The sequence below is a fragment of the Kordiimonas pumila genome (assembly GCF_015240255.1).
Taxonomy (GTDB): domain Bacteria; phylum Pseudomonadota; class Alphaproteobacteria; order Sphingomonadales; family Kordiimonadaceae; genus Kordiimonas; species Kordiimonas pumila.
Window position 1 is genome coordinate 2,167,148 of the sequence record NZ_CP061205.1, and the last position, 21,197, is coordinate 2,188,344.

Below are 21,197 nucleotides of genomic sequence, written 5' to 3' on the forward strand. Positions count from 1 at the left end.
GAGGTAGGCTGGTTTTCATGGATTGGAGGTGTGTTATGCTATCTATTAAAACCGGTATTGCAGGATTTTTACTAATAGCAACAAGTTTACCCATCAGAGCACAAACAGTTACACCAAACCAAATGTTTGGCACGACACCATATGAAAGCCCAAGCTGTAATACACCTGATTACCACGAGCTTGATTTTATGCATGGTAGGTGGGCCTTGAAAATCCTGAAAGATGGTAAATGGGTGCCAGGTGGTTACGCTGATTATAAACCAGCCCTTGGGGGGTGCATTTCTTTTGAATATGTCTCTTTTGAGAACTGGGGTGATTTTTACAAAACTCTATCTGGCCGAAATGGATTTGCCGGTTTTGCAATTAATACCTTTGATAAAGAGGCCATGAATTGGCGGCAGGTATGGGTTGATGATCTTGGTACGGTTATTACCACTTTCCGAGGGCGAAAGTTTGGTGACGGCATGCGGTTTGTTGGTCATGCACCAAATGATAATGGTACGGAGCTTCAGAAGTTTGAGTATATCATAACAGGTGAAGATATCCGCGAACTTACATATGATATGTCCACAGATGGTGGCAAGAACTGGACACAGATTGCGCGTATCCAAATGATCCGCCAAGCGGATAAACCTCTGGTTCCCAAGTAAAGCCTTCACGGAAAATACTTGATTTTTAATATTGGGAACGTCATATCGGCATCACCTATTTTTGTGGAGCCGGATATATGAGTAAGCCTGTATTAGATACTGCCCTGCGCGAGTTTATGTATGGTAAGTTGCACCGCGTTACAGTGACGGGTGCAGAACTTAATTATGTTGGTTCCATAACCGTAGACCCAGAGCTGCTAAGGGTCTCTGGTATTTTACCAAACACTGCTGTTGATGTTGTAAATATTACAAACGGCGAGCGCATAACCACCTATGTCATTGAGGGCACAGAAAAGTCTGGAGTTATTTGCTTGAACGGTGCAGCGGCGCACCAGTTTAACAAAGGCGATATGGCAATTATCATGGGCTATGAGAGCGTGCCTGCAAACCAGTTACCCGGGCGGATTTCCCGGGCTGTCCATGTGGATGCCGGGAACCAAATTGTGTCTGTTGATGAGTATGTAACACCGTCGCTGGAAACATTAGGCCAGCCAGAAAATAACCGCGAAAATACGCCGTACGCAGTAGTTGACGCGTAAGGTTTCTTAAGAGGTTTCCAATTCAATCCAGACAGGCGTGTGGTCGCTTGGTTTTTCCTTAGCCCTTGGTATGCGGTCAACATCTGCGTTTTTCAGCATATCAGCGGCCTGCGGTGATAGCAGCAGATGGTCAATCCTGATGCCGTGGTCTTTTTGCCATGCGCCGCGCTGAAAATCCCAATATGTATAGGCGGCACCGGTAGGCTTGATTTGCCGGATAGCATCAAGGTACCCAAGGTTTTTAAGGGTGCGAAAACGCGCACGGCTTTCTGGCTGGGTTAGAGCATCCCCCACCCATGCTGCTGGGTTATGGCAATCTTCATCGTGTGGGATAACATTATAGTCACCGGCTAGCACTACCGGCATTTCGGCACTGAGTAAGCGCTCAGCATGGGCAATCAACCGCTCCATCCACGCCAGTTTAAAATCAAACTTTGGGCCGGGCTGGGGATTGCCGTTTGGCAGGTAGATGGATGCAATACGAACACCAGCTACCGTACCCTCAATATAGCGGGCATGGTCGTCTTCTGTATCCACGCTGCCATCCACGGCGGGTAAGCCGCGCAGAATATCGGTCATGGGTTCTTTGGATATAAAGGCAACACCGTTAAAGCCCTTTTGGCCGTGGGTTTCCACATGCCAGCCTTTGTCTTCAAATTCGAGGCGCGGGAAATTTTCGTCAACACTTTTAATTTCCTGCAAACATGCAACGTCCGGTGAAAATTCGTCAAGCCATTCAAGAACGCGGGGCAGGCGCGCTTTCACACCGTTAATGTTAAAGGTCGCAATTTTCATGGGCGTCAACCTGCTGTGTGGAAACCGTTAAATGGAGAATGATGTACCGCATCCGCATGATGCTGTGGCATTAGGGTTCACCACCTGAAACGAGGCCCCAACAAGATCTTCAACATAATCAACTTCAGAACCGGTAAGGTACAGCAGAGACATGCTATCAACCAGCATGGTTACACCGCTTTTTGTTACCACAATGTCGTCGGGCTTTTGGTTTTCATCAAAGTCAAAACCATACTGGAAACCGCTGCAACCGCCGCCAGAGACCGTAAGACGTAGTTTAAGCTCAGGATTGCCTTGTTGGGCAATGAGCTTTGCAACCCTTGCGGCGGCTGTTTCACTTAAGGTGACTGGTGTTGATTTATCTGTCATTTAAAACACTAACTAATCATGGGTTTCTGGTGCTTACTATATGTAAGGTGCGGGGGGCCAACAATCAACCGCATTAGCAGGATATATGTTTCTATCATGTTACCATGATATTGGGCGTTTGGCTTTAACTATCGATTATCAATGTTTTAGTTTTTGCTGATTTTCCTGTAAAAATAGCAATTAGCTCATTGTTTTGGTTGGTTATTTTAATATGATAAATTTCCTGCCTGCCATTTTTTGCGTAAAGGCTTGCTGTTGCTGTTAGGTCGTCACCAGAATAGGCAGGTAGTAGGTAATCCATCGTACAGCTAGCCCCAACAGTTACATACTCTTCCGTGTTGCATGCATAGGCAAAAGCCGCGTCAGCAAGTGTATAAATTGCCCCGCCGTGAGCACTGCCAAAAAAGTTTAGTACATCGTCTGTTACCGTCATCTTCAAAGTAGCTTCAGTGGGGGCAATTTTGCACAAGGTGATGCCCATCTTTTTTTCAAAGGTGATTTTCTTCTGGAAAATATCTGCATTACGGGCTGCGGTGGTTGATGGGGTAGCATCACTATGTGCTGTCATGAGCAGTATCCTATGATTGTTATACACCGTGTTTGGTATCGTGATTTATAAAGTAGTGCAAAGCTATTATAAGCAGCAAGAGTAGGTCATCATACATCTGGAAATTTAGGGTCAGGGCATCTTCTAAAAAAAGTATGCCAATGTTCATTATAATCAGTTGCTGATTACGACCGGTGCGGATACTGTTCGCAACATTATTATGATTCAAAATCCCAATGGAGAGACGCATGACCGAAACGCTGGTAAACTATGAAGACACGCTTGCTCCTTATGCCTGCAAACCTTCACAGAGCCGCGGTCGCTTGCATCCAGAGCCTGAAACACCTTCTCGTAGTTGTTATCAGCGTGATAGGGACAGGGTGATTCATTCCTCTTCATTTCGGCGTCTAAAACATAAAACTCAGGTCTTTGTGTATCACGAGGGTGATCATTTCAGAACGCGCCTTACCCATTCACTTGAAGTGTCGCAGATTACACGCTCCGCATGCCGGGCCATGCACCTAAATGAAGATTTGGGTGAAGCTGTTGCACTTGCCCATGATTTAGGCCATCCACCGTTTGGTCATGTGGGGGAAATGATCTTGAATGATTGTATGAAGGATTATCAAGGCTTTGATCATAATGCTCAGGCGCTACGCATTCTAACTCGTTTGGAACGTCGTTATGCCTCTTTCAATGGCCTGAACCTGACATGGGAAACGTTGGAAGGTCTCGCAAAGCATAACGGCCCTGTTGTTGATGCTGAGATCGATTATAAAAAGCCGCCTGCCGAGCTTCCTTTTGCGCTGCGCGATTATTTGCCGGAAAATGACTTGATGTTGCACACATACGCAAGCGCAGAGGCCCAGCTTGCGGCGCTTGCTGACGATATCGCATATTCAAGCCATGACCTTGATGATGGCTTGCGTGCGGGCCTTTTTGAACTTGACGAGCTAAAGAAGATACCTGTGGTGGCGCAGCTGATTGACGAAGTGCAGTTAACATATCCATCTGCGCCGCAGGATATACTGATTCACGAGTTGGTACGCCGTATGATCAACCGCATGGTTGCTGATATGATGGTGGAAAGTAACCGCCGTATTCGCGAGCTTAACCCAAAGTCTGTTGACGATATCCGGAACGCTGGTGCCCCGGTAATTGCATTTGGGCGTAATATGGAGAATGCAATCAAGGAACTGAAAGGCTTTTTGTTTGATCGCATGTACCGCCATTATCTTGTGAACCGTATGGCCAGTAAGGCTAAGCGGGTGGTGGCTGATTTGTTTGTGCTCTATAATGCAGAGCCTGAATGCCTACCAACGGAATGGAATGAGCGTGCGGGAGAGCCGGGTTCAGAAGAAACGGCCCGTGTTGTTGCCGATTTCATTGCGGGCATGACAGACAGATTTGCATTCCGTGAACATGCTAAGTTGTTTGATCTATCGCGTGTTTCCCTATAGCAATGACTTAAATTGGTCTGCGCGTATGCTTTGTAGGCCGGAATAAACTGGATTCAGAGTAGTAAAATGAATGTTTTTACCCATTTTCGGGCAGTTGTAGATGAACAGCTGCAAGAGCTTGTTGATGCAGGGTCTCTTCCCCAAGGGTTAGTGATGACCGGTATCGCTGTTGAGCCGCCGCGCGACGCGTCGCACGGAGACATGGCAACAAATGCCGCGCTTGTGCTTGCGAAAGCTGCGCGTATGAAGCCACGTGATATCGCTGACATGTTAGCGCCGCGCCTTGAACAAAACGAATATGTTACGGCTGTTGATGTGGCTGGCCCCGGCTTTATTAATATGCGCCTTTCAGTTTCTTTCTGGCAAAGTCAGGTTGCGGCTATTCTGCGTGAAGGCAAGGCTTACGGCGACAGCACTGTGGGCGCGGGAATTCCCGTAAATGTGGAATATGTTTCGGCTAACCCCACAGGCCCCATGCATGTTGGACATGTGCGGGGCGCGGTATTCGGGGATGCGTTGGCTAACCTTTTGTCGAAGGCAGGGCATAAGGTAACGAAAGAATATTATATTAATGATGCAGGCAGCCAGATTGATACGCTCGCCCGGTCAGCCCACCTTCGGTACCGTGAAGCTTTTGGGGAAGATATTGGTGAAATACCCGAAGGTCTTTACCCTGGTGACTATCTTGTGCCGCTTGGCCATGCGCTTAAAGAAAAATACGGCGAAAAATACCTGAACAAGGACGAGAGCGAATGGCTGCTTCTTTTTAAGGAAGAAGCGTCTAATGCCATGATGGATATGATCCGTGATGACTTGAAGCTTTTAGGGGTTGAGCATGACGAGTTCTTTTCGGAACGGACATTGCACGAATCAAACCGTATTGCTGATGCTGTGGATGTGCTGAGACAGCAGGGCCATATTTATGAAGGTGTTCTCGAACCCCCAAAAGGCAAATTGCCTGATGACTGGGAGCCCCGTGAACAAACCCTGTTTAGAGCTACAGATTTTGGCGATGATGTGGATAGGGCACTACAAAAATCATCGGGTGATTACACCTATTTTGGCGCTGACATAGCCTATCACTACGATAAATATGTGCGTGGCTATAAAACCATGATTGATGTGTGGGGTGCTGACCACGGCGGGTATGTTAAACGCATGCAGTCTGCCGTGAAAGCGCTGGCGTCTGATGCCGACCTCGACGTTAAACTATGCCAGCTTGTGCGGCTTTTTAGAAACGGCGAACCGTTTAAAATGTCGAAGCGCGCGGGTAATTTTATTACGCTGCGTGAGGTTGTGGAAGAAGTGGGCAGCGATGTGACCCGCTTTATCATGCTGACCCGCAAGAATGATGCGCCACTGGATTTCGATTTTGCAAAAGTTATGGAGCAATCGAAAGATAACCCTGTATTCTATGTACAGTATGCGCATGCAAGGGTTTGCTCGGTTTTGGCGAAAGCTGTGGAAGCTTTTCCTAATCTTGATACGAGTGATGGTTCGTTATTAAATGCTGATCTTTCCTTATTGTCACATCCAAGCGAAGTGACCATGATACAGGTATGTGCACAGTGGCCGCGTATGGTTGAAAGTGCGGCAGAGGCCCATGAACCTCACCGGATTGCGTTTTTTCTCTATGATCTTGCATCAGAGTTTCATACGTTTTGGAACAAAGGCAATGATGACCAGTCACTTCGGTTTATAATAGAGGGCGATGAAGCCACAACAAAAGCACGGCTTGCGCTTATTAGGAGTGTTGCGCTAGTAATTGCAAGTGGCCTAGAGGTGTTAGGCGTTACACCACTAAAGGAAATGCGCTGATGAACGAGAGAGATGATCATACTGGCATAACGGGTGGTAAAGATATTCCACCGTGGCTGCAACCTGTACCAGAGGAAGAGCCTAACGTAACTTTTTGGCAAGCCAGAAAGACTGTGATCATTTCGGCTTCAGCGGCAGTGGTGCTGCTGGTTCTGTTTGTTTCTGTACTGGTGTTTCTTTATGACGGTTCAGGTGCTGAACCACCGCGCCATGTTGTTGCACCGTCTGAGCCACTTCGTGAAAAGCCTGATGACCCGGGTGGATTACAGGTTGAATATCAGGATAAAGAGGTTTTTAGCCGGATTGATGGCACAGAAGACCATAGTCAGGTTACGCTTGGGCCACAAGCGGAAGAACCCGTTGAGTTACCGGAAGAACCAGAGGAAACAGCGTCTGCTTCACAGGATACATCGCCTACAACAGACGAAGTTGTAAACTCTGTTTTAGCTGATATGAAACAGTCTGCGCCCACGACGGCCGAGAAGCCTGAAAAAAGCATAACAGTTGCTGATGAGCCAAAAGCGGCAGCGCCTAAGCCAAAGCCTGCTGCAAGCAAGCCTACATACCGCATTCAGCTTGGTGCTTATGGGTCAGAGGAAACTGCTGAGAAAGCATGGCGCGCTATTAAAAACAAATTTTCTGCGCAGTTAAATGATAAAGCACCGTCATATGAAAAAGTAAGTTCAGGTGACCGGACACTATACCGCTTACGTGTAGGACCTATTGAAAATCGGGCTGCAGCAGATCAGGTCTGTTTGTCTCTCAGGGCTGGTGAGCAAGCCTGTATTGTTGTAAATCCTTAAGGTTGTTTAATGATACCGGCTATTTTTGGCTGTTCAGGCCCTAGTTTAACGGAAAAAGAGCGTGCGTTTTTTGCGAAAGTAAAGCCAGCAGGGTTTATCTTGTTTGCGCGTAATATTGAAAGCCGCGAACAAGTTGCTGCTTTAACGGCAGATATGAAAAAAACAGTTGGGCGGCACAAGGTTGCTATCTTGATTGATCAAGAAGGTGGCCGGGTGCAACGTATGACAGCGCCTCACTGGCGCAAATACCCGCCTATGGCTGTCTTTGGTGATATGGCTCGGCATGATCCAACGCTCGCTGCAAGTGCGCTCAGGCTTAACTGTAGGTTGCTGGCTGATGACTTAAGGCGGGTGGGCATAACAGTGAATTGTCTGCCACTGCTGGATGTGCGGCAGAGAAATGCAGACCCCATCATTGGTGACCGTGCGTTTTCCTCGGACCCGCAGTTGGTTGCTTCTTTTGGAAAAATTACAATAGATGCTCTGCAGGCTGGTGGTATTTTGCCTGTTATCAAACATATCCCCGGTCACGGCAGGGCCACAGTTGACAGCCACCTTGACCTTCCCGTTGTTGACACACCGCTTGCGACGCTTGATGAAACAGATTTTGCGCCGTTCAGGGCCCTTAAGGATGCCGCTTTCGGTATGACAGCGCATATTATATACAGTGATATTGATGCTGAAAAACCAGCGACTTTATCCAGACTTGTCATTGCCCGAATTATTCGAATGCGGATTGGTTTTTCTGGGCTTCTGATGACAGATGATTTGTCGATGAAAGCACTAAAGGGTGATATAGGGACACTTGCGAGCGATTCCATCAAGGCTGGCTGTGATCTTGTTTTGCACTGTAATGGTGATATGGCTGAAATGCGCAGTGTGGCAGAGAACTTGACAGCTGGGGATAATAGCGTTGAGAAAAGGCTTGCAACCCTCATTCGGAATGCTGAGCATGCCCCCGTACCGGACCGTGCTGACTTAAAACGCCGCTATGAAGAACTAATGTCTCGTTTCTAGGAGTAAAAAGTGCCAGATTTTTCCTTAAAGCTTTACGAGCTTAGCATTATGGCTTTGCCATTTTTGTTTGCGGTTACCATGCGCGAGGCACTGCGCGGGTTTGTGGCTCATAAACTGGGCGACCCAACGGTTGCCATGTCAGGCAGGCTTTCTTTCAATCCTTTGAATCATGCAGACCCTATCTGGACAGGGGTGGTACCTATTGTTGCCTTTGTGTTTCTTAACTTGCCAATACTTTTAGGGCAGGCAAAGCCAATTGATATTAACCCGCAGTATTTTAAAAACCTGAAACGCGATTTGCTTTTAATGGCACTCTCAGGCCCCGTTAGCTTGATTGTTCTTTCGCTATTATGGGCTTATGTTGTGCGTATAGCCTATGCTTTTGGATTCACGCCGGCTGATTGGCTTGTGCAGACCGGCCATGCGGGTATCTTTTTAAGCTGCATATTTCTGGTTATCAGCTTACTCCCTATTCCACCGCTAGATGGCGGTAAGGTGCTTGAGTATTTTTTGCCAGACGATGCGGCAGAGGGCCTTCGTACAATTGAACCATATGGTTTTTTTGTCATTATTGGTTTGTTTATCTTTGTTCCCGGCATAATCGTTGTGCCGTCGCAGTTTTTGTATAGTCTGGTGTTATCAATAACCGGGCTGTAAAAGCAGGTGCTATAAGACGCCACAATATGACAGAGTTTGAAGAAGATATACCGGTTAAAGACCGGCAGAGAATGGACCCAGACCAGCTTGTCTTGCACATGGATGGTTTTGAGGGCCCTCTTGATGTTTTGCTTACTTTGGCGCGCGCACAAAAAGTAGACCTTTCACAAATATCTATTCTCGAACTGGTAGAGCAGTTTCTGGAATTTGTAACTGCTGCCCGTAAGCTAAAGTTAGAGCTGGCTGCAGATTATCTGGTGATGGCGGCATGGCTGGCGTATCTTAAATCGCGATTGTTACTTCCAAAAGAAGATGACGATGAAGAACCTTCAGCGGAAGAACTTGCTTTTCGACTACAGTTACGGCTACAGCGACTAGAAGCTATGCGCGAAGCTGGTGCGCGGTTAATGGCTCGTGACAGGCTAGGGCGTGATGTATTCAGGCGTGGTAGGCCAGAGGGGCTGAAACTTTTAAAACTGGGCTGTTATGATGTTACTTTCTATGAGCTTTTAAAGGCTTACGGCGACAATAGGCAGCGACACTCTGTAACAGAACTGCGCATTGAACGCCGTCCGATCTATGCTCTTGAAGATGCTATAGAACGTCTTTCCGGCCTTATTGGCGATGCTTTTACATGGGCACAGTTATCTACTTTTCTGCCTACGAACCTCAAAGATAAGCGTCTGCGCAGGTCGGCGCTTGCCAGCATGTTTGCGGCAAGCCTTGAACTTGCACGCCAAGGACAGGCTGATTTAAGACAGATGGAGACATTTGGACCTATTTATCTACGTTACAAAAATGATGATGATACCACCTCGGATAAGGCTAAGAATGACTGAGCAATCTCAAAAACAGCACCAAGACTGCCGAATGGTGGAAGCTATTCTGTTTGCAAGCGAAAGCCCGCTTTCTGTTGAAGAAATGACAGAGCGCTTGCCAGAAGGAGTAGATGTTGTGGCGCACCTTGCAACATTGCAGGAAATATATGCGCTGCGCGGCGTTAACCTTGTGCTTGTTGCAGGTAAATATATGTTTCGCACTGCGGAAGACCTATCCTTTTTGCTACGGCGTGAAATTGATGAGCCCAGAAAGTTGTCACGTGCTGCAGTTGAAACCTTGGCAATTATTGCGTATCACCAACCCGTTACACGAGCAGAGATTGAAGATATTCGCGGCGTTACCATATCTAAGGGAACACTTGACGTTCTTATGGAGGCGGAATGGGTACGTATTATGGGGCGGCGTAAAACCCCCGGTCGACCCGCCACATATGGAACAACACAGGAATTTTTGGTACATTTTGGTATTGAAACAATCAAAGACTTGCCCGGGCTGCACGAATTAAAGGCTGCAGGGTTACTAGATAGCGTGGATATTGCGCTTGATAAATTGGGCGGCATGCCACAGCCCGCCGATCATGAAGAGCAGGATGACGGACAAATAGATATTGAGGAAGCAATTGCACGTTCTGAAAGGGATGCTATAGAAGGTGCCAATAAAAAAGATTTGGTAGATACTGCAGATGAACCAGCAGTGTGAACCTATAATAAGTAGCAAGGATATGAAGGGCTTGATGCCCGTAACAGGAGTTTAGACACATGTTTCCAGGATGGATGCAAATTGCACTCGTAGCGCTTCTTGTGCTGTTGCTTTTTGGGCGCGGGAAAATTTCCGGGCTTATGGGTGATGTTGCCAAGGGTATTACCAGTTTCAAAAAAGGTTTGAAAGAAGGCCTTGATGAACCCGAGCAGGAAGAAACAAAAACTGTAGCGGACCGGCGTACAATTGATGGTGAAATAGTGAAAACCAAAGAAGAAACAAAAAGCTAAAACTTTTGGTTTTTTTCGTCCCTTTCACCTAACGCGGAGCTTGTAGCTATATGTTTGATATTGGCGCAATGGAAATTTTTATTGTTGCGGCCTTGGCTCTTGTTGTTGTCGGGCCAAAAGAGCTACCCAAATTGCTGCGCTCGATTGGCGGCATCGTCAAGAAGGCGAGGGAGCTAACGCATGAGTTTCGCCGCAGTCTTGATGACCTTGCAAACGAGGCAGAAAGGGAGCTTGACCCCTTTAGTGACCTTCGTAAAAAGGAAGGTCTGAAGCCGGGTATGAGCCCTGAAGAGGTAACAGACCACATTATGGCGAACCGTAAGCAGGAAAAGCAACAGCCTGCAAAGGCAGATAAGCCATCTGAACCCAAGTCAGACGAGACAGTGGTATGAGTACGCGTATGATTGGTGGCGATAATAACAAGCCTGATATAGTAGACGATGACCTGGATGATGAAGTGGATGCCAGCAGGGCACCGTTGCTTGATCATTTGAATGAACTGCGGTCGCGGCTTATCAAAGTTATTATCGGCATGATGGTTGCCTTTGGTGTTGCGCTGTTTTTTTCTGATCAGATTTTCAATATTCTTGCAAAACCTTATATGGATGCCCAAGGAGATGACGGTAACCGCCGTATGATTTTTACGGCCCTAACTGAGGGTTTCTTTGTAAATCTGAAAGTCGCTTTATATGGGGCTTTCATTGTAACGTTCCCTTTAATCGCCTTGCAAATATGGAAATTTGTGGCACCGGGCCTATATCGCAATGAAAAGCGTGCATTTTTGCCGTTTTTGGTTGCGACACCTGTGCTGTTTGCCTGCGGCGCGGCCCTTGCTTATTTTCTGGTTATTCCGTGGGCATGGAAATTCTTGTTGGGGTTTGAGCAACCGGGTGGTGCTGGTGCCATTGAAATTGCTGCCGAAGCCAAGGTAAGTGAGTATCTCTCGCTTGTGATGCAAATGATATTTGGTTTTGGGCTGGCTTTTTTGTTGCCTGTTGCGCTGACATTAATGGGCAAGGCGGGGATTGTTTCTGCACAAGGCCTGCGTGAAAGAAGGCGGTATATGGTTGTTGCAACCTTTCTAGTTGCCGCATTTTTGACACCGCCAGATCCCATAAGCCAAATCGCACTTGGCATACCTATGCTGCTCCTGTATGAGCTGTCCATTATTTTGATAGCTTCTACCGAGCGAAAACGAGCTGCGGAAGAAGCTAAATCTGATAGTGCTGCTGACTAGTTATTTCTTGAATACATAGGAACTCTGCATGTTTGACCTGAAGTTTATACGTGAAAATCCGGAAGATTTTGACAAGGCACTGGCTCGCCGCGGCGAAGCTGCCATGTCTGGAAAAATTCTGTCTCTTGATTCAGATCACCGTGCTTTATCGACTGAAGCTCAGGCAGTTCAAGCGCGCCGTAATGAGGCTTCAAAGCTTATTGGTCGCGCAAAAGCGCAGGGTGATGAAGCTGGTGCGACAGCATTAATGGATGAAGTGAGCGGCCTTAAAGCAAAGCTGGCAGAACTTGAAGATCAAGAACGGGCTATTGGTGAAAAGCTTAATATGACGCTTATGAGCCTGCCGAACATGATTTATGATGATGTGCCTGAAGGGGACAGTGAAGACGATAATGTTGAGGTCCGCCGGTGGGGTGCGCCTGCGAAATATGCTTTTGAACCAAAAGAGCATTTTACCCTCGGCGAAGACCTGGGCCTAATGGACTTTGAACGTGCTGCCAAAATGTCTGGCTCACGCTTTGTGGTGCTGAAAGGTGCACTAGCCCGGCTTGAACGTGCGCTTGGCCAGTTTATGCTCGATCTGCATACTAGCGAGCATGGCTATGAGGAGGTTCTCACTCCAGCTATGGTGCGGGGCGAAGCGCTTCTGGGTACTGGCCAGCTACCAAAATTTGGCGATGATGCCTTCCAGACGACAACGGGTCACTGGCTTATCCCCACATCTGAGGTAACGTTAACCAACCTGCATTCAGATGAAATTCTGGATGAAGCTGATTTGCCGATCAGACTTACTGCGCATAGCCAGTGTTTCAGAGCAGAAGCTGGGTCAGCAGGGCGTGATACACGCGGCATGATCCGCCAACATCAGTTTGAGAAGGTGGAACTGGTTTCTGTGACCACGGCAGATCAGTCTGATGACGAACTGGAGCGCATGACAGGCTGCGCAGAGGAAGTGTTAAAGCGCTTACATCTGCCCTACCGCGTTGTAAAGCTTTGCAGCGGTGATATTGGCTTTGGTGCACGCCGTACCTACGATATTGAAGTATGGTTGCCGGGGCAGGATAGATTTCGCGAAATTTCAAGCTGTTCTGTAATGGGTGACTTTCAGGCACGGCGTATGAAAATGCGCTGCAGGCCAAAGAGCGAGAAGCAAACACGCTTTGTTCACACATTAAACGGTTCAGGCCTTGCTGTTGGGCGCACACTTATTGCGGTAATGGAAAATAACCAGCAAGCCGACGGCACTATTCGTGTGCCTCAGGCACTGCGCCCCTACATGGGTGGTATTGAAATGATTGGCGCCTGATGCCTGTTTCTCTGAAACGTATTCTGGTCTCCAATGATGATGGTATCAATGCATCTGGTATTGGTGTGCTGGAACGCATTGCGCGCCAATTTAGTGATGATGTGTGGGTTGTTGCACCGTCTGAGGAGCAGTCAGGTGCTGGGCACTCGCTCACTCTTACAAAGCCCTTGCGACTGAGGAAGCTTGACGAGAAGCGCTGGGCTGTTTCTGGAACACCAACTGACTGCGTGATGATGGCAGTGAACCATCTGATGAAAGATAATCTACCAACATTGATTCTCTCTGGCATTAACCGGGGTGGTAACTTGGCAGAGGACGTTACATATTCCGGTACCGTTTCTGTTGCTATGGAAGGCACCCTTGCAGGCATACCATCAATTGCTTTTAGTCAGTGTATCAGGCCAGAGGACAAAATCCACTGGGCTACAGCAGAGCGGTATGCTCCTGATGTGATTAAAGGCCTGCTTGATATTGACTGGCCCCGTGATGTTTTGATGAATGTTAACTTCCCGGCTTTTCCTGTTGATGAAATACAGGGTATTAAGGTAACCGAGCAGGGCCGCCGTGAAATGGTTGGTAACAATATTGAAGAGCGTGTTGATCCACGCGGGTTTCGGTATTACTGGTTTGGCCTTGGCCGTGCAGTTGGTGCACCGGGGCACGAGCAGGATATTAAGGCCGTGCGGGACAAATGGATATCAGTAACGCCGTTACACCTTGACCTGACCCACCATAAAACGCGTAAAGCTTTGGTACCTGTTCTAGAAAAAAGCTTTCGTTAAATGGGCTTGAAGCAGTTGCCCTATTGCAGCGATATGGCTATTCTCTGATCAGCTCGTGTGGAGGATAGCAGTTTGACCTTGCCAAGAATATACAGCATGCTGGTGATTGGGGCAGTTTTGCTCACTGGCTGTGTATCTGGGCCTAAATCTCCTGCTGATATCCAGCCGGTTTACCGTATTAGAAATTCGCCGCTTCCCGTACCAGATGTACGCTGGAACCCAAGGCGCGGTGTTAATGCAACAAGTACTGCGGCAAACCCTGTACCGGTACGGACACAGACCATATCGGCGAATACTCTTACCCCTGTTAGCTCGCCCACATCTGGCGGTGGCCGCGTTGTTGTTAAAAAAGGCGATACTCTTTATGCCATATCGCGGGCATACGGTGTACCGGTCCGCTCGTTAATAAGCGAGAATAACCTGTCAGAGCCTTTCCAGCTAAAAATAGGGCAGGTGCTCAGTGTGCCAGGCACAAAAGTGCATAGTGTGCAAAAGGGTGAAACCGGTTACAGCATATCACGGCAGTACGGAGTAACGGCTTCTGCCCTTATGGAGGCAAACAACATAAAGCCGCCATACCGTTTAGCTGTAGGACAAAAACTAAAATTACCCGGTGGCGCAAGCAAGAAAGTTGCTTCGCGTGTAAGGGTTGAAGCGACACCGCCTTCTCGAGGCAGGAGTGTCTCCATTCCGGCGCCGCCACCGCGAAGTGCCTCTGGCTTTATATGGCCTGTTGAAGGCAAGCTTGCATCACGGTATGGCCCCAAGGCGGGCGGCATGCATAATGATGGTATTAATATTCTGGCAAGCGCAGGGTCACCCGTTAAGGCTTCTGAGGCAGGCGTCGTGGTTTATGCATCAAATGCCTTGCAAGGGTATGGTAATCTATTGCTGCTTAAGCACGCGGATGGCTGGATAACGGCTTATGCTCATACGGAAAGACTATTGGTCCGTAAAGGGCAAAGAATTGATAAAGGTCAAGTGGTTGCGCGAGTTGGTTCAACTGGTGGTGTAAGCCAGCCACAGCTACATTTTGAAATTCGTAAAGGTAGCCGTGCACTTGATCCGCTTGATTATTTAAGTGGTGGCCGCGGTAAATAAAATAAGCAAGGAAAGTTGGCTTTAGGTTTAACCGGGCTTAGAATTTTATTTTACGCTCTAACTGGCCTGCAAGGTTGTTAACATACTGCCATGCTGTTCGGCCCGATCTGTTGCCCCGTGTTTTAGACCACTCCAGCGCCTGATGGTGCCAGTCAAAGTCTGGGTGCAGGTCAAACTTTTCCATGTATCCGCTAATGATAGCCAAATAATCTTGCTGGTCGCAAACATGAAAGCCCAGCCACAGGCCAAATCGATCAGAGAGGGCTATGGTTTCATCCATCGATTCGTTTGGGTGAATGCCTGTTGCACTTTCCTGATCCGCCATTTTGCGCGGTAACAAGTGACGTCGATTGGATGTTGCATAAAAAATAACATTCTCTGGCCTGCCTTCCAAGCCACCTTCAAGCACAGATTTTAGGGCTTTGAAGTCTGTATCAGGCTGATCAAAGGATAGGTCGTCACAGTAAATAACAAACTGTTTGTCAGTGTCCCGTAACTGATCCAAAAGGCTAGGCAGGTGGCTAATGTCTTCCCTGTGAATTTCAACAAGTGCAGGGGCACTCTCGCCGTTTTCTGTTATAATCTGGTTATGGATAGATTTAACGATTGTACTTTTCCCCATACCGCGAGCACCCCATAGCAAGGCATTGTTGGCAGAATACCCTGCTGCAAAGCGGCGAGAATTTTCTAGAAGTGTTGCCTTCGCGCGGTCAATGCCTAAAAGCATATCAAGAGGCGGTGAGGATACTTTTTCAATGGGCTTTAATATGCCATTTTGTGCATTAAAAACATAAGATTGATATGATTTGTTAAAGTTATTATTTACACTTTGGTTTGAAGTGCCTTTAATAGCCTCAGTTAGGCCCTTAAGCGCAGCAATCAGGGCTTCATTCGTATCAATAGTGTCTTTTGTCACTTGCAACCTCGTCTGCATAGTACCATGTAGGGGTTTAGCTCATAGCATGGGAATTTATATCATGCGAGGCCAGTGTTGCATTTGAGGCGGATAAAGCTATAGTCCCGGCCAGATGTTTTTTAGCTATCTGGTGACCAAGTTCACCAGTACTTCAGGAGAGTTTATTCACATGTTTTCATCACCTGCATTTGCACAGGCGGCCGGTAGTGCGCCGTCACCAAGCTTAATCGATACATTCCTACCACTCGTTCTGATCGTTATTGTTTTCTGGTTTCTTATTTTAAGGCCGCAAAATAAAAAGATGAAAGATCACCGCGCTATGGTGAATAATGTTGCCCGGGGCGATACGGTGGTAACAGCGGGTGGCTTGATTGGTAAGGTTACCAAGGTAAAAGATGATACCGAAATTGAAGTGGAATTGTCTGAGGGTGTACGTGTGAAAGTGGTTAAAAGCACCCTTTCTGAAGTACGCAGTAAAAACCAGCCTGTTGCAACAGAAGAAAAGAAATAAAGCTTTTCTGAGTTTTGGTACTGTTTCAATGTCTGTGAATTACAGAGTAACTATATAGTATAAGGGGCTTTCCATGTTAACCTTTCCACGCTGGAAAGTAGTGATGGTTCTAGGGGTTGTTATTGCCGGTATTTTGATGGCACTACCAAACTTCCTGTCAGATGAAGAACGTATGTCACTACCGGGTTTTTTACCTAAGGAAACACTCAATCTGGGGCTTGATCTTAGGGGCGGTGTAAACCTTTTGTGGGGCGCGGAAACAGACGACGTGGTTGAAAGTCGCCTGAGTAATATTGCTGATCAGATTCGTGATATTCGCAGAAGCGAAGATGGCCTGACTTTCAGGAACATTCAAATCCAAGAGCATTCGGTTGTTTTTGAGGTCTCTGAAGACAGTATGATTGATTTGGCGCGCGAGAAATTGCGCCCCATAACAACAACGCAGTCTTTTGGGGTAAACCCCCTTATGGGCGGCGTTGAGGAAATGACGCTTGAAAATGAAGGCAAGACCTTTCGCCTTACATTAACAGATGAAGGTATTGCTCTGCAAAAACGGGATGCTATTTCCCGCGCTATGGAGGTTATCCGCAAGCGTGTTGACCCTGATGGCACAAAGGAAATTACCCTGCAAGCCCAAGGCGGCGACCGGATTATTCTAGAAGTACCCGGTGCTGATGATCCAGAGCAGATCAAGGTATTAATTGGTAAAACAGCCAAACTTAGTTTCCATGACGTAGTAACAGGCCTTTCGCAGGAAGATATTGCAAATGGCCGCCTTCGCAGCCGTGAAAAAGCGCTGCCTTTGAAAGATGGCGGCATGATGGTGATTAAGGAGAGGGTGATTGTTTCCGGCGATGACCTGACAAATGCGCAAGCAACCTTTGACCAGTTCGGCAAACCTGCGGTTTCCTTTGAGTTCAATACAGCAGGGGCACGGCGTTTTGCGACCCATACACGGAACAACTTAAAGCGACCGTTTGCTATTGTGCTGGATAACCAAATCATTAGCGCACCTACCATCCAATCACCGATTTTGAACGGTTCTGGACAGATTACCAATATGGGCACGGCGCATGATGCACAGGAACTGGCAACGCTCCTTAAAGCCGGGGCGCTTCCTGTTAAGCTCACCGTTCTATCTGAGAAAACCGTTGGGCCTGATTTGGGTGCTGATTCTATTGAAGCAGGCGAGCTTGCTGCTGTTGTTGGTTTCCTTGGTGTGGTTGTGTTTATGGTGCTGTGTTACGGCTTGTTTGGTATTGCTGCCAATATCGCCCTTGTGACCAACCTGATACTTATTATGGGGCTTCTTAGCCTGTTGCAGGCAACCCTGACGCTGCCGGGCATTGCAGGTATTGTGCTGACGATTGGTATGGCGGTTGATGCAAACGTGCTTATTTTTGAGCGTATCAGGGAAGAGCAGCAAGCTGGCAAAAAGCCTTTTCAAGCAATGGAGCAGGGCTATGGTCAGGCATTTTCAACCATTATTGATGCGAACATAACCACCTTTATTGCTGCGGCTGTTTTGTATCTTCTTGGTTCTGGGCCAGTTCAGGGCTTTGCGGTAACATTGGCGATAGGTATTCTCACATCCATGTTTACAGCCATATTGCTCACGCGGCTTATTCTTTCAATCTGGTTGAAGCGGGCACGGCCTGCTTCCCTGCCGATATAGGAGGAATAGAAGATGCTTTTACATCTGATTCCAGAACAGACAAATATTAAATTCCTCTCGAAAAGCAGGTTTTTTATTGGTGCATCGGCATTGCTTATTTTGGCATCAATTGCCTTATTCGCAATTGAAGGGCTGAACCTTGGTATTGACTTTAAGGGGGGTATTACCCTTGAGGTTGGTATGGAAGACAAGCCTGTACCTCTTGCTGATGTGCGCGAGGCCCTTGGTGGTCTTGGCCTTGGTGATGTATCTGTTAAGCGCTTTGGCTCTGACCGCGAGGTATTGATCCGTATTGAGCGCCAACAGGGTGATGATGCCGCGCAGAGCGATGTTATGACCCATGTTAGGGCCGAGCTGATAAAAGCAATTCCCGATCTACATTTCCGGCAATCCAATATCATCGGGCCAGTTGTCTCAGAAGAGTTGGCGCGTGATGGCACAATAGCCGTATCTGTCGCTGTATTTATGGTTCTAATATATATCTGGCTTAGATTTGAGTGGCAGTTTGGGGTCGGGGCCGTTATTGCCTTGGTGCATGATGTTCTCTTGACGGTAGGTTTTTTCTCAATCACCAGGCTTGAGTTTAACCTCACTATCATTGCAGCTTTGCTGACTATCGTTGGGTATAGCCTTAATGACACAGTTGTTGTTTATGACCGTATCCGTGAAAATATTCGCAAGTTCCGCAAAAAAGATATGGCTGATATTATTGATATGTCCCTTAATCAGACATTGAACCGTACGATCATGACATCTTTCACAACGCTTATTGCTCTTCTGGCCTTATTCTTTTTGGGCGGTGAAGTAATCCGTGGTTTCACTGCGGCAATGATTTGGGGTGTGGTTGTCGGTACATATAGCTCGATCTTCATTGCGTCGCCCTTGTTAACGACATTTAACATGCGGGCAGAAACATTACTGCGCGAAGATGATAAAGATGATCCAACGGTTGATAAGTCGCGGCCTACACCCTTTGACCAGATGTAAATAAAAAGGAACGGCGTTTTGGACAAAATCCAGGCAAGCGGTGTTTATATGGAGCAGCAGGAAGATGAGAACCTGCTGCTGATAGAGGCCTATGGCGGCGGTGGTTTTCGTTTACAGGAACGCAGAGTAGAAGGTAGTGTCCTTGTTCTTGCCCAAGGCTATTTCCCTGTCGCCAAAACGGTGGTTAAAGATTTAGCCGTAACTGATTTTGACAAGCTATTTGCTGCAGATGAAAAAACAGAGCTGCTTTTGGTCGGAACTGGCGATAGCATGACGTTGCTGCCAAAAGAAATTCGGCTTTATCTTGAGCAGCAGGGCCTGCCCTATGAGTTGATGGACACGGGCGCGGCAGCACGCACCTATAATGTGCTTCTTATGGAAGGGCGTCGGGTTTCGGCTTTGCTGCTAGCCGTTGACTAGCTTGCTCAAGAAGCCCTTGCTGTTCTTGCCTAAATACGGCATTATTCGCCTTCTATAGGGGACGGGTTACGAAATGATATTCCAAAAGTTATTCATGGTTGGTGTACTTGGGTTGGGTCTTGTTGGCTCATCTGTTTCCCATGCGGCTGCTTCTATGGAGGATTTTGTAATATTTGATAGCCTTGGTGCTATGTATCACGAGTTCAGTACGTCTGCTGCAAACGGCGATGGGCATGCCACTAAAGATAGCGTGGCGTGTAAAGCAAAAAACACCCATCCTGCAGGAGGGCGTTCGCTCGGAACACCTACCGGATATGCAGCACCTGCCGCAGCGCCTAAGGGCGCGCAGTAAAATCACATACGGCAAAAGCCGGTTTATCCAGAACGTCTAAAATATCCACGAGAAAGCCAAAAAAGCTTTTCCTGCAATAATATTCACTTAATTATGCAAGAAAGCATACAGGTCGTTGCGCTTTTCGGGGTTTTCGCTTAGACAGAGGCCTCACTGTTAAATGGTTGCCTCTATAGTTTCAAACATGTGTATTTGAATGAGTTTATCATGACCAATAATGAATTTTACCGCGTACGACGCTTGCCGCCTTATCTGTTTGCTGAAATTAATGCAATGAAGGCAGCAGCACGAGCGCGCGGCGAAGATATCATTGACTTCGGTATGGGCAACCCAGACCTGCCAACCCCGCAGCATATTGTTGATAAGCTGAAAGAAACTGTCGATAATAAAACAGCGCATGGTTATTCGGTTTCTCGCGGAATTCCGGGGCTGCGCCGGGCGCATGCTGCTTATTATAAGCGCCGCTTTGGGGTAGATATTGACCCTGAGACTGAAAATATTGTTACCCTTGGTTCCAAAGAGGGGCTGGCAAACCTTGCGCAGGCTATTACGGCGCCGGGCGATGTTATCCTTTCGCCTAATCCTAGCTTTCCAATTCATCCTTATGGGTTTATGATTGCAGGTGCTTCTGTACGGCATTTGCCAATGGGGCCGGGCCATAATTTTATGGCAGAGCTTCGGCACGCTGTGCAGCACAGTGTGCCAATGCCAAGCGCCGTTATTTTGTGTTATCCCGGCAATCCGACAGCCGAAGTAGTTGATCTGGCATTTTACGAGGAAGTGGTTGCTTTCTGTAAAGAAAAAGGCATCTGGATTTTATCTGACCTTGCTTACTGCGAGATCTATTTTGATGGTAACCCGCCGCCTTCGATTTTGCAGGTGCCAGGCGCAAAAGAAATTGCTGTGGAATTTACCAGCTTGTCCAAAACATATTCAATGGCTGGCTGGCGTGTGGGGTTTGGTGCGGGTAACAAGCAGCTTATCAGTGCACTTGCGCGGGTGAAAAGCTATCTGGATTATGGTGCTTTTACGCCTATTCAGGTTGCAGCAACAGCGGCGCTGAATGGCCCACAAGATTGCATTGAAGAAACCCGCAGTATATACCGTGCACGGCGTGATACCCTGATTTCAGGTTTAGAGGCCGCTGGCTGGAAAGTACCATCACCCAAAGCCACTATGTTTGCATGGGCACCCTTACCTGAGGCATTTATGGAAATGGGTTCGATGGCCTTTGCAAAACTGTTGATGCAGCATGCCAAGGTTGCGGTATCTCCGGGTGTTGGTTTTGGTGAGTACGGTGAAGGTTATGTACGGATTGGGCTGGTGGAAAATGAACAGAGGATCCGTCAGGCAGTTAGAAATATAAAACGGTTCATGCAAGATAAAGATATGCACCTTGCTGAGTGGCGCAAGGCCAATAAATAAG

The 21,197-nt window shown here is 47.5% G+C and carries 25 protein-coding genes; 21 read left to right on the forward strand and 4 right to left on the reverse strand.

Annotation, left to right across the window (positions count from 1 at the left end; translation table 11 throughout):
• The first annotated feature begins 35 nt into the window (after positions 1 to 35).
• Both ICL80_RS09370 and panD read left to right on the forward strand, forming a co-directional pair.
• On the forward strand, positions 36 to 650 hold the full coding sequence (locus ICL80_RS09370; protein WP_194211675.1) for a DUF1579 family protein: 615 nt from the start codon (positions 36 to 38) through the stop codon (positions 648 to 650).
• A 77-nt stretch (positions 651 to 727) separates the two neighbouring features.
• Positions 728 to 1,189: an aspartate 1-decarboxylase gene (gene panD / locus ICL80_RS09375; RefSeq protein WP_194211677.1), complete on the forward strand. Its 462-nt coding sequence runs from the start codon at positions 728 to 730 to the stop codon at positions 1,187 to 1,189.
• A 6-nt stretch (positions 1,190 to 1,195) separates the two neighbouring features.
• On the opposite strand, the gene xth is transcribed toward panD, so the two are convergent.
• The 3 genes from xth to paaI all read right to left on the reverse strand — a co-directional run bounded on the left by xth (position 1,196) and on the right by paaI (position 2,921).
• Complete coding sequence (xth, locus tag ICL80_RS09380) at positions 1,196 to 1,984, reverse strand: exodeoxyribonuclease III (RefSeq protein WP_194211679.1); 789 nt, start codon at positions 1,982 to 1,984, stop codon at positions 1,196 to 1,198.
• Positions 1,985 to 2,011: 27 nt separating this feature from the next.
• Positions 2,012 to 2,353, reverse strand: coding sequence for an iron-sulfur cluster insertion protein ErpA (gene erpA, locus ICL80_RS09385; RefSeq protein ID WP_194211680.1), 342 nt, complete (start codon positions 2,351 to 2,353; stop codon positions 2,012 to 2,014).
• 124 nt (positions 2,354 to 2,477) lie between these two features.
• Positions 2,478 to 2,921 (reverse strand): hydroxyphenylacetyl-CoA thioesterase PaaI, encoded by a 444-nt coding sequence (paaI, locus tag ICL80_RS09390; RefSeq protein ID WP_194211682.1) that lies wholly within the window; start codon positions 2,919 to 2,921, stop codon positions 2,478 to 2,480.
• Between the two features lie 227 nt (positions 2,922 to 3,148).
• Between paaI and ICL80_RS09395 the strand changes: the two genes are divergently transcribed.
• The 13 genes from ICL80_RS09395 to ICL80_RS09455 all read left to right on the forward strand — a co-directional run bounded on the left by ICL80_RS09395 (position 3,149) and on the right by ICL80_RS09455 (position 14,910).
• Complete coding sequence (locus tag ICL80_RS09395) at positions 3,149 to 4,360, forward strand: deoxyguanosinetriphosphate triphosphohydrolase (RefSeq protein WP_194211684.1); 1,212 nt, start codon at positions 3,149 to 3,151, stop codon at positions 4,358 to 4,360.
• A gap of 66 nt (positions 4,361 to 4,426) precedes the next feature.
• Positions 4,427 to 6,178, forward strand: coding sequence for an arginine--tRNA ligase (gene argS / locus ICL80_RS09400; protein ID WP_194211686.1), 1,752 nt, complete (start codon positions 4,427 to 4,429; stop codon positions 6,176 to 6,178).
• Complete coding sequence (locus tag ICL80_RS09405; protein WP_194211688.1) at positions 6,178 to 6,981, forward strand: SPOR domain-containing protein; 804 nt, start codon at positions 6,178 to 6,180, stop codon at positions 6,979 to 6,981. The genes argS and ICL80_RS09405 overlap by 1 nt, the downstream gene beginning before the upstream one ends.
• A 9-nt stretch (positions 6,982 to 6,990) precedes the next feature.
• Positions 6,991 to 7,998 carry a beta-N-acetylhexosaminidase gene (gene nagZ / locus ICL80_RS09410; protein WP_194211690.1) on the forward strand — a complete coding sequence of 336 codons (1,008 nt, stop codon included), beginning with the start codon at positions 6,991 to 6,993 and terminating at the stop codon, positions 7,996 to 7,998.
• 9 nt (positions 7,999 to 8,007) lie between these two features.
• On the forward strand, positions 8,008 to 8,655 hold the full coding sequence (locus ICL80_RS09415; protein ID WP_194211692.1) for a site-2 protease family protein: 648 nt from the start codon (positions 8,008 to 8,010) through the stop codon (positions 8,653 to 8,655).
• Between the two features lie 26 nt (positions 8,656 to 8,681).
• Complete coding sequence (locus ICL80_RS09420) at positions 8,682 to 9,494, forward strand: segregation and condensation protein A (RefSeq protein ID WP_194211694.1); 813 nt, start codon at positions 8,682 to 8,684, stop codon at positions 9,492 to 9,494.
• Positions 9,487 to 10,194, forward strand: coding sequence for an SMC-Scp complex subunit ScpB (gene scpB / locus ICL80_RS09425; RefSeq protein WP_228073381.1), 708 nt, complete (start codon positions 9,487 to 9,489; stop codon positions 10,192 to 10,194). Before ICL80_RS09420 ends, scpB begins: the two co-directional genes overlap by 8 nt.
• A gap of 59 nt (positions 10,195 to 10,253) precedes the next feature.
• A complete protein-coding gene (locus ICL80_RS09430; RefSeq protein WP_194211697.1) occupies positions 10,254 to 10,484 on the forward strand; it encodes a twin-arginine translocase TatA/TatE family subunit in 231 nt (76 codons plus the stop codon).
• A gap of 50 nt (positions 10,485 to 10,534) precedes the next feature.
• The gene (tatB, locus tag ICL80_RS09435; protein ID WP_194211699.1) at positions 10,535 to 10,876 is read left to right on the forward strand and encodes a Sec-independent protein translocase protein TatB; all 342 of its coding nucleotides are present in this window, start codon (positions 10,535 to 10,537) and stop codon (positions 10,874 to 10,876) included.
• Positions 10,873 to 11,721 (forward strand): twin-arginine translocase subunit TatC, encoded by an 849-nt coding sequence (gene tatC / locus ICL80_RS09440; RefSeq protein ID WP_228073383.1) that lies wholly within the window; start codon positions 10,873 to 10,875, stop codon positions 11,719 to 11,721. Before tatB ends, tatC begins: the two co-directional genes overlap by 4 nt.
• A gap of 28 nt (positions 11,722 to 11,749) precedes the next feature.
• A complete protein-coding gene (gene serS, locus ICL80_RS09445; RefSeq protein WP_194211700.1) occupies positions 11,750 to 13,027 on the forward strand; it encodes a serine--tRNA ligase in 1,278 nt (425 codons plus the stop codon).
• Positions 13,027 to 13,809 (forward strand): 5'/3'-nucleotidase SurE, encoded by a 783-nt coding sequence (gene surE / locus ICL80_RS09450; RefSeq protein ID WP_194211701.1) that lies wholly within the window; start codon positions 13,027 to 13,029, stop codon positions 13,807 to 13,809. The genes serS and surE overlap by 1 nt, the downstream gene beginning before the upstream one ends.
• Before the next feature lie 72 nt (positions 13,810 to 13,881).
• Positions 13,882 to 14,910 (forward strand): M23 family metallopeptidase, encoded by a 1,029-nt coding sequence (locus tag ICL80_RS09455; protein WP_228073385.1) that lies wholly within the window; start codon positions 13,882 to 13,884, stop codon positions 14,908 to 14,910.
• Positions 14,911 to 14,947: 37 nt separating this feature from the next.
• Here the strand turns inward: ICL80_RS09455 and ICL80_RS09460 are convergent, their stop codons facing one another.
• Positions 14,948 to 15,826 (reverse strand): ATP-binding protein, encoded by an 879-nt coding sequence (locus tag ICL80_RS09460; RefSeq protein ID WP_228073387.1) that lies wholly within the window; start codon positions 15,824 to 15,826, stop codon positions 14,948 to 14,950.
• A gap of 169 nt (positions 15,827 to 15,995) precedes the next feature.
• On the opposite strand from ICL80_RS09460, the gene yajC reads away from it, so the two are divergent.
• The 6 genes from yajC (at position 15,996) to ICL80_RS09490 (ending at position 21,196) form a co-directional block, all read left to right on the forward strand.
• Positions 15,996 to 16,337: a preprotein translocase subunit YajC gene (gene yajC / locus ICL80_RS09465; RefSeq protein ID WP_194211703.1), complete on the forward strand. Its 342-nt coding sequence runs from the start codon at positions 15,996 to 15,998 to the stop codon at positions 16,335 to 16,337.
• A 73-nt stretch (positions 16,338 to 16,410) separates the two neighbouring features.
• Entirely contained in the window at positions 16,411 to 18,012 is a 1,602-nt protein-coding gene (secD, locus tag ICL80_RS09470; RefSeq protein WP_194211704.1) for a protein translocase subunit SecD, read from the forward strand.
• Between the two features lie 12 nt (positions 18,013 to 18,024).
• Entirely contained in the window at positions 18,025 to 18,999 is a 975-nt protein-coding gene (gene secF / locus ICL80_RS09475; protein ID WP_194211705.1) for a protein translocase subunit SecF, read from the forward strand.
• Between the two features lie 18 nt (positions 19,000 to 19,017).
• Positions 19,018 to 19,419, forward strand: a complete 402-nt coding sequence (locus ICL80_RS09480) for an Mth938-like domain-containing protein (protein ID WP_194211706.1) — start codon at positions 19,018 to 19,020, stop codon at positions 19,417 to 19,419.
• 73 nt (positions 19,420 to 19,492) lie between these two features.
• Positions 19,493 to 19,771 carry a hypothetical protein gene (locus ICL80_RS09485; RefSeq protein WP_194211707.1) on the forward strand — a complete coding sequence of 93 codons (279 nt, stop codon included), beginning with the start codon at positions 19,493 to 19,495 and terminating at the stop codon, positions 19,769 to 19,771.
• Between the two features lie 207 nt (positions 19,772 to 19,978).
• Positions 19,979 to 21,196, forward strand: coding sequence for an LL-diaminopimelate aminotransferase (locus ICL80_RS09490; RefSeq protein ID WP_194211708.1), 1,218 nt, complete (start codon positions 19,979 to 19,981; stop codon positions 21,194 to 21,196).
• Position 21,197: the final 1 nt, after the last annotated feature.

Coding starts and splice junctions, on each gene's coding strand:
- ICL80_RS09370 (WP_194211675.1), top strand. CDS start 36: ATGCTATCTATTAAAACCGGTATTGCAGGATTTTTACTAATAGCAACA.
- panD (WP_194211677.1), top strand. CDS start 728: ATGAGTAAGCCTGTATTAGATACTGCCCTGCGCGAGTTTATGTATGGT.
- xth (WP_194211679.1), bottom strand. CDS start 1,984: ATGAAAATTGCGACCTTTAACATTAACGGTGTGAAAGCGCGCCTGCCC.
- erpA (WP_194211680.1), bottom strand. CDS start 2,353: ATGACAGATAAATCAACACCAGTCACCTTAAGTGAAACAGCCGCCGCA.
- paaI (WP_194211682.1), bottom strand. CDS start 2,921: ATGACAGCACATAGTGATGCTACCCCATCAACCACCGCAGCCCGTAAT.
- ICL80_RS09395 (WP_194211684.1), top strand. CDS start 3,149: ATGACCGAAACGCTGGTAAACTATGAAGACACGCTTGCTCCTTATGCC.
- argS (WP_194211686.1), top strand. CDS start 4,427: ATGAATGTTTTTACCCATTTTCGGGCAGTTGTAGATGAACAGCTGCAA.
- ICL80_RS09405 (WP_194211688.1), top strand. CDS start 6,178: ATGAACGAGAGAGATGATCATACTGGCATAACGGGTGGTAAAGATATT.
- nagZ (WP_194211690.1), top strand. CDS start 6,991: ATGATACCGGCTATTTTTGGCTGTTCAGGCCCTAGTTTAACGGAAAAA.
- ICL80_RS09420 (WP_194211694.1), top strand. CDS start 8,682: ATGACAGAGTTTGAAGAAGATATACCGGTTAAAGACCGGCAGAGAATG.
- scpB (WP_228073381.1), top strand. CDS start 9,487: ATGACTGAGCAATCTCAAAAACAGCACCAAGACTGCCGAATGGTGGAA.
- ICL80_RS09430 (WP_194211697.1), top strand. CDS start 10,254: ATGTTTCCAGGATGGATGCAAATTGCACTCGTAGCGCTTCTTGTGCTG.
- tatB (WP_194211699.1), top strand. CDS start 10,535: ATGTTTGATATTGGCGCAATGGAAATTTTTATTGTTGCGGCCTTGGCT.
- tatC (WP_228073383.1), top strand. CDS start 10,873: ATGAGTACGCGTATGATTGGTGGCGATAATAACAAGCCTGATATAGTA.
- serS (WP_194211700.1), top strand. CDS start 11,750: ATGTTTGACCTGAAGTTTATACGTGAAAATCCGGAAGATTTTGACAAG.
- surE (WP_194211701.1), top strand. CDS start 13,027: ATGCCTGTTTCTCTGAAACGTATTCTGGTCTCCAATGATGATGGTATC.
- yajC (WP_194211703.1), top strand. CDS start 15,996: ATGTTTTCATCACCTGCATTTGCACAGGCGGCCGGTAGTGCGCCGTCA.
- secD (WP_194211704.1), top strand. CDS start 16,411: ATGTTAACCTTTCCACGCTGGAAAGTAGTGATGGTTCTAGGGGTTGTT.
- secF (WP_194211705.1), top strand. CDS start 18,025: ATGCTTTTACATCTGATTCCAGAACAGACAAATATTAAATTCCTCTCG.
- ICL80_RS09485 (WP_194211707.1), top strand. CDS start 19,493: ATGATATTCCAAAAGTTATTCATGGTTGGTGTACTTGGGTTGGGTCTT.
- ICL80_RS09490 (WP_194211708.1), top strand. CDS start 19,979: ATGACCAATAATGAATTTTACCGCGTACGACGCTTGCCGCCTTATCTG.